Raw genomic sequence first — 6447 nt, 5'->3', positions numbered from 1 at the left:
ATCGGGAACATCAGCGCGAGCAGGTTGCCGGTGCCCAGCGCGAAGTCGGTGAGATCGGTGTTGGCCTTCCGGAAGCGCTGCTGGCCGGTCTGCCGGAGGGCGCCGCGCCCGCCGCCGGATCGGTGCTGGCCCGGCTGCGCTGGGAGCGGCCCCTGCGCGGCGACCGGCGCGAGGACGACCTGCGCGGCCGGCTCGCCGAGTGGGCGCTGTCCGAGGCGGAGCTGCTGGGTGTCACGGGCCGGGGCGCGCTGTCGGCCCAGGGCCGGGCGCTGCTGGGGGCGCCCCCGGCTCCCGCGCAGGGCCCGAAAGCGGAACCTGCCGGGCCGGGGGACAAGCTGCCCGTCCACCACCATCACCGCACCACCCCGCTCGCTCCCCTCTCCCCCGCCGACCAGGCCGTGGCCGCCGCCGCCGCGGCCCGGCTGCTCGCGCCCCTGCTGCCCGAGCCGCTGGACCACGTGCTGCTCCAGGCCGACCTGACGGCGGTGGCGCCCGGCCCCCTGCAACGGCCGCTCGCGGACATGCTGGGCGTGCTGGCGGACGTCGAGTCCAAGGGCGGGGCGACCGTCTACCGGTTCACGCCCGGCTCGGTGCGGCGGGCGCTGGACGCCGGGCAGGCCGCCTCCGACCTGCACGCCTTCCTCGCCACGCACTCCCGCACGCCGGTGCCGCAGCCGCTCGCGTACCTGATCGACGACGTGGCCCGCCGGCACGGGCATCTGCGGGTCGGCGCGGCCTCGGCGTACGTGCGCTGCGACGACGACGCGGTGCTCAGCGAGATCCTCGCCGACAAGCGGGCCGCAGGGCTGGGGCTGCGCCGGCTCGCCCCGACCGTGCTGGCCGCGCAGGCCGACCCGGCCGGGCTCCTGGAAGGCCTGCGGGCGATGGGGTTCGCACCGGCAGCCGAGTCCGCCGAGGGCGATGTGCTGATCACCCGCGCCCAGGCCCACCGCACCCCGCCGCGCACCGCGCCCGAGCCGGTCCCCGACGGCCCGCCGGTCCCCGACGACACCCTCCTCTCGGCCGCGCTGCGCGCCGTCCGGGCCGGCGACCTCGCCTCCACCACCCCGCGCAAGCCCGGTGCGGCCCCCGCGGCCGACGGCGAGCTGCCCCGCACCGGTGCCGCCGAGACCCTCGCCACCATGCAGGCCGCCGTCCTCACCGGCGAGGCCCTGTGGATCGGCTACGTGAACGCCGAGGGCTCCGCCAGCCAGCGGGTCGTCGCCCCGATCCGCGTCGAGGGCGGTTTCGTCACGGCGTACGACCACACCGCGGACGAGGTCCGCACGTATCCGCTGCACCGGATCACCGGGGTGGCGGAGCTCGCCGACGACGCGGGCTGACGACCGCACCGACGAAGACCTGCGGACCGTCACCCGTTCGGGTGCGGACGGGCGTGCATGCACGCCACGCCGGGGATTTCCCACGCTCGGGCGTGGTGGGAGGTGTGGTGGACGTCCACGAACATCTGGAGCAGGTGCACGGAGGAGATGCCCACGATCGCCGTGATCAGCAGGTTGGCGATCATGACGACGTCGACCAGCTTGAGCACGGCGAGCATCACGTACGTCTCGGTGGCGTGCCCGCTCACGCAGATCAGGATCAAGGTCCACAGCTCCTTGAAGAACGTGTAGACGTAGACGCCCTGGGCGGTCACCAGCCCGAAGTACAGCGGGGCCTGGAGCCAGCGGGTGACGGACAGGGCGTATCCGAGCGTGGTGGTCGTCGGGTTCTGCACCTTCGCCATTCTTCGGGGCCGCGATGGAAAAACTGAATTCACACCACACGTTGGGATGAATACGCATTCAGTACGACCGGACGCGCAGATCACACCACCCGACCCGGTCGATCAGGCACACTGGACGTTTGGCCGAGGCGTCGCGCTGTCGAGCCGTCCGAGTCCTTTGGCCACAGAAAGGGTGCCGCGCGTGAATGGTCCGCTGATCGTCCAGTCCGACAAGACCCTGCTCCTGGAAGTCGACCACGAGCAGGCCGACGACTGCCGCCGGTTCATCGCCCCGTTCGCGGAACTGGAGCGGGCGCCGGAGCACATCCACACCTACCGCGTGACCCCGCTGGGCCTGTGGAACGCCCGCGCGGCGGGCCACGACGCCGAACAGGTCGTGGACGCGCTCGTGCAGTACAGCCGCTACCCCGTGCCGCACGCGCTGCTCGTCGACATCGCCGAGACGATGGACCGCTACGGCCGTCTCACCCTGTCCAAGCACCCGGCGCACGGGCTGGTGCTGACCACCACCGACCGACCGGTGCTGGAGGAGATCCTCAGATCGAAGCGGATCGCGCCCCTGGTGGGCGCCCGCATCGACCCGGACACGGTCGTGGTGCACCCCTCCGAGCGCGGGCAGATCAAGCAGACGCTGCTGAAGCTGGGCTGGCCGGCCGAGGACCTCGCCGGGTACGTCGACGGCGAGGCGCACGAAATTGAACTGGCCGAGGACGGCTGGGCGCTGCGGCCGTACCAGAAGCAGGCGGTGGAGAACTTCTGGCACGGCGGTTCGGGCGTCGTCGTCCTGCCCTGCGGCGCCGGGAAGACGCTGGTCGGGGCCGGGTCGATGGCCCAGGCGAAGTCGACCACCCTCATCCTGGTCACGAACACCGTCTCCGCCCGGCAGTGGAAGCACGAGCTGGTGAAGCGGACCTCACTCACCGAGGAGGAGATCGGCGAGTACAGCGGGACGAGGAAGGAGATCCGGCCCGTCACGATCGCCACGTACCAGGTGCTGACGACCCGGCGGAAGGGCGTCTACCCGCACCTGGAGCTGTTCGACTCGCGGGACTGGGGGCTGATCGTCTACGACGAGGTGCACCTGCTGCCCGCGCCGGTCTTCAAGTTCACCGCCGACCTCCAGGCGCGGCGGCGGCTCGGCCTGACCGCCACCCTGGTGCGGGAGGACGGCCGGGAGTCGGACGTGTTCTCCCTGATCGGTCCCAAGCGGTTCGACGCGCCGTGGAAGGAGATCGAGGCGCAGGGCTACATCGCGCCCGCCGACTGCGTGGAGGTCCGGGTCAATCTGACGGACGCCGAGCGGCTCGCGTACGCCACGGCCGAGACGGAGGAGAAATACCGCTTCTGCGCGACGACCGCGACCAAGCGCAAGGTCACGGAGGCCATCGTCCGCCGCTTCTCCGGGCAGCAGATCCTCGTCATCGGGCAGTACATCGACCAGCTCGACGAGCTCGGGGAGCATCTGGGCGCGCCCGTGATCAAGGGTGAGACGTCGAACGCGCAGCGGGAGAAGCTCTTCGACGCCTTCCGGGAGGGCGAGATCAGCGTGCTCGTCGTGTCCAAGGTCGCGAACTTCTCGATCGACCTGCCGGAGGCGACGGTCGCCATCCAGGTCTCGGGCACCTTCGGCTCCCGGCAGGAGGAGGCCCAGCGCCTCGGCCGGGTCCTGCGCCCCAAGTCCGACGGCCACCAGGCGCACTTCTACTCGGTGGTCGCCCGGGACACCATCGACCAGGACTTCGCCGCCCACCGCCAGCGGTTCCTGGCGGAGCAGGGGTACGCGTACCGGATCATGGACGCGGACGAGTTGCTGGCGGAGAGCTGACGGTCGGGGAGGGCCCGCTCACTTGCGGCGGACCACGCCGACTTCCTCTCCGTACTGACCGAGTACGACCACGTCGAAGGCGGCGCCCGCGAAGACCTTGACGGCGCGCAGGGCATCGCCGAGGCGGTGGCGGTGACTGCCGGCCACGGCGGTGGCGCCGGGCGGGCGGCCCGGGGCCGGGGCGGGGTGGATGGTTGCTGCGCTCATGTCTCCATGGTGCGTTTTCGACCGTAAAGGCTGCGTCGGTCTCTGGACCGAACCTTGCGGCGGTCCGCGTACGCCCATGGGGCGACCCGTTCCCCTCAGGGAGGAGGGCCCTGTCCCCCAGGGATGAGGGAGCGAGGAAGGGCTGAGAAAACCGTTGGCGCCCGGCGTCCCCGCTCCTCTAGGATCTCCGCTCCTGCCCGCCTCCCTCACGGAGTGCCGCCGACCGGACGGAAACCGGCCGGCATCTCACCACCCACTCTTCAGCAGGTCCCTCCGGAGGCACCCCCTTGTCCACGCCCGCCGACGACCCGCTCTCGCGTGAGCGCTCCCACCTCTCCGCGTCCCGTTCCGCCCTGCGTGCCATGCGCGAGGACGTCGAGGCCCTCGACATCACCGACGTCACCGCGAACTGGGTCAACGCAGAGGTGCTGGCCCGCCAGATCGAGGAGCGCGTCAAGGCCCTGGCGGACCTCAGTGACACCCCGCTGTTCTTCGGCCGGCTCGACTACCTGCACGCGCCGGGCGCCGAGCAGGCCGAGGGGGCGGACGGGGAGCGCTTCTACATCGGACGCCGGCACGTGCACGACCACGACGGCGACCCCATGGTCATCGACTGGCGCGCGCCGGTCTCGCAGCCGTTCTACCGGGCCTCCAAGAAGGACCCGATGGACGTCGCGCTGCGCCGCCGCTTCGGCTACACCCGCGGCGACATCACGGCGTACGAGGACGAGCACCTGTCGGACCCGGCCGCTGTGACACTGTCCGGCTCCGCCGGGGAGGCCCGGACCAGCAAGCTGCTCCAGCAGGAGATCGAGCGGCCGCGTGTCGGCCCGATGCGGGACATCGTCGCGACGATCCAGCCGGAGCAGGACGAGATCGTCCGCTCCGGCCTCTCCGGCACGGTGTGCGTGCAAGGAGGCCCGGGCACCGGGAAGACCGCCGTCGGCCTGCACCGGGTCGCCTACCTCCTCTACGCCCACCGCGAGCGGCTCGCCCGCACCGGCACGCTGGTCATCGGGCCGAACCGGTCCTTCCTGCACTACATCGAGCAGGTCCTGCCCGCGCTGGGCGAGTTGACCGTGCAGCAGGCGACCGTCGACGACCTCGTCGCCCATGTCGAGATCAAGGGCACGGACGACGCGACGGCCGCCGTCGTCAAGGGCGACGCCCGGCTGGCGCGGGTGCTGCGCCGGGCCCTCTACGCACACGTCACGATGCCCGCCGAACCGGTCGTGGTCGTGCGCGGCTCCCGCCGCTGGCGGATTCCGGCGTACGAACTGGAGGAGCTCGTCCGCGAGTTGCTCGACCGGGACATCCGCTACGGCGCCGCACGCGAGGCCCTGCCGCAGCGCATCGCGCACGCCGTGCTGGTGCAGATGGAACGGTCGGGTGAGGCGCCGGACGACCGGGTGCAGGACGCGGTGGCCCGCAACAGCGCGGTCAAGGCGGCGGTGAAGGCGGTCTGGCCGGCGGTCGACCCGGCGAAGCTGGTGCTGCGGCTGCTGTCGGACGCGGAGTTCCTCGCGGTCCACGCCGAGGGGATCCTCGACGAGGACGAGCAGAAGGCGATCCTCTGGGCGAAGCCGGCGCGCGGCGTGAAGTCGGCCACGTGGTCGGCGGCGGACGCCGTCCTGATCGACGAGGCCACGGACCTGATCCAGCGCACGCACTCCCTCGGGCACGTCGTCCTCGACGAGGCGCAGGACCTCTCCCCCATGCAGTACCGGGCGGTCGGCCGCCGCTGCACCACCGGCAGCGCGACCGTCCTCGGCGACCTGGCGCAGGGCACGACGCCGTGGGCCACCCGGGGCTGGCGGGAGGCGCTGACGCACCTGGGCAAGCCGGAGGCGCTGGTGGAGGAGCTGACGGCCGGTTTCCGTGTCCCGACGGACGTCATCACCTACGCCTCCCGGCTGCTCCCGCACATCGCCCCGGGCCTCACCCCGGTGGCGTCGATCCGCGAGAACCCGGGCCACTTCGAGGTCCGGCCGGTCGCCGGCCCGAAGGACGTGGTCGAGGCCTGCCGCGAACTGCTGCGCCACGAGGGCTCGACGGGCCTGATCGCGGCGGACGCCCGCGTCCCGGAACTGTCCCGGGCCCTGACGGAGGCGGGGATCCCCTACCTCGGCCCGGGCGAGGAAACCACCCAGGACACCCGCCTGACCCTGGTTCCGGCGTCCCTCGCGAAGGGCCTGGAGTACGACTACGTGGTCCTGGACGAGCCGCAGGCGGTGGTAAACGGCGAACCGGACGAACGCACGGGCCTACGCCGCCTGTACGTAACCCTCACAAGGGCGGTCTCAGGCCTGACGGTGACCCACGCGACCCCACTACCGACCCAACTGGCCGCTTAGTGCGGGCGGGCACCCGCCCAGCCGCGGACGTGCGCGCCGCCTCCAGCTGCCGACACCCGCCCCGCCCAGCCGCGGACGCCGTCCCGCCCAGCCGCGGACGCCGTCCCGCTCAACTGCGGACGCCGTCCCGCTCAACTGCGGGCATGCGTCCCCCCAGCTGCCGGCACCCGCCCCGCTCAGCTACGGGCACCCGCCCCGCTCAGCTGCGGGCAGGCGTGCCGCTAGTGCCGCGGCAGGCAACGTTTGCCCGTTGAGGAGCGGCGTCCGGTGCGTGCTCTCGGCGTGCCGGCCGGAAGCCCTCGTACTGGACGTAC

General features: G+C 72.3%; 5 protein-coding genes. 3 read left to right on the top strand and 2 right to left on the bottom strand.

The window, feature by feature from the left end; translation table 11 throughout:
- A partial coding sequence (locus ABZ281_RS32345; protein WP_356661282.1) for a helicase C-terminal domain-containing protein occupies nt 1-1343 on the top strand: 1343 nt, incomplete at its 5' end.
- 29 nt (nt 1344-1372) lie between these two features.
- On the opposite strand, the gene ABZ281_RS32340 is transcribed toward ABZ281_RS32345, so the two are convergent.
- The gene (locus tag ABZ281_RS32340) at nt 1373-1738 is read right to left on the bottom strand and encodes a YqhA family protein (protein ID WP_356661280.1); all 366 of its coding nucleotides are present in this window, start codon (nt 1736-1738) and stop codon (nt 1373-1375) included.
- 190 nt (nt 1739-1928) lie between these two features.
- On the opposite strand from ABZ281_RS32340, the gene ABZ281_RS32335 reads away from it, so the two are divergent.
- Complete coding sequence (locus ABZ281_RS32335) at nt 1929-3572, top strand: DNA repair helicase XPB (protein ID WP_356661278.1); 1644 nt, start codon at nt 1929-1931, stop codon at nt 3570-3572.
- A gap of 18 nt (nt 3573-3590) precedes the next feature.
- Here the strand turns inward: ABZ281_RS32335 and ABZ281_RS32330 are convergent, their stop codons facing one another.
- Entirely contained in the window at nt 3591-3779 is a 189-nt protein-coding gene (locus ABZ281_RS32330; protein ID WP_062927558.1) for a hypothetical protein, read from the bottom strand.
- A 287-nt stretch (nt 3780-4066) separates the two neighbouring features.
- Here ABZ281_RS32330 and ABZ281_RS32325 point away from each other — a divergent pair, with 287 nt between their 5' ends.
- Nucleotides 4067-6133, top strand: a complete 2067-nt coding sequence (locus tag ABZ281_RS32325; protein WP_356661276.1) for a UvrD-helicase domain-containing protein — start codon at nt 4067-4069, stop codon at nt 6131-6133.
- Nucleotides 6134-6447 lie beyond the last annotated feature (314 nt).

This window comes from Streptomyces sp. NPDC006265 (assembly GCF_040613555.1).
GTDB lineage: Bacteria > Actinomycetota > Actinomycetes > Streptomycetales > Streptomycetaceae > Streptomyces.
This window is presented reverse-complemented; position numbering and strand designations above follow the sequence as displayed.

Bases quoted from the DNA above. Each gene is read 5' to 3' on its own strand.
- ABZ281_RS32330 (WP_062927558.1), bottom strand. From the start codon at position 3,779: ATGAGCGCAGCAACCATCCACCCCGCCCCGGCCCCGGGCCGCCCGCCC.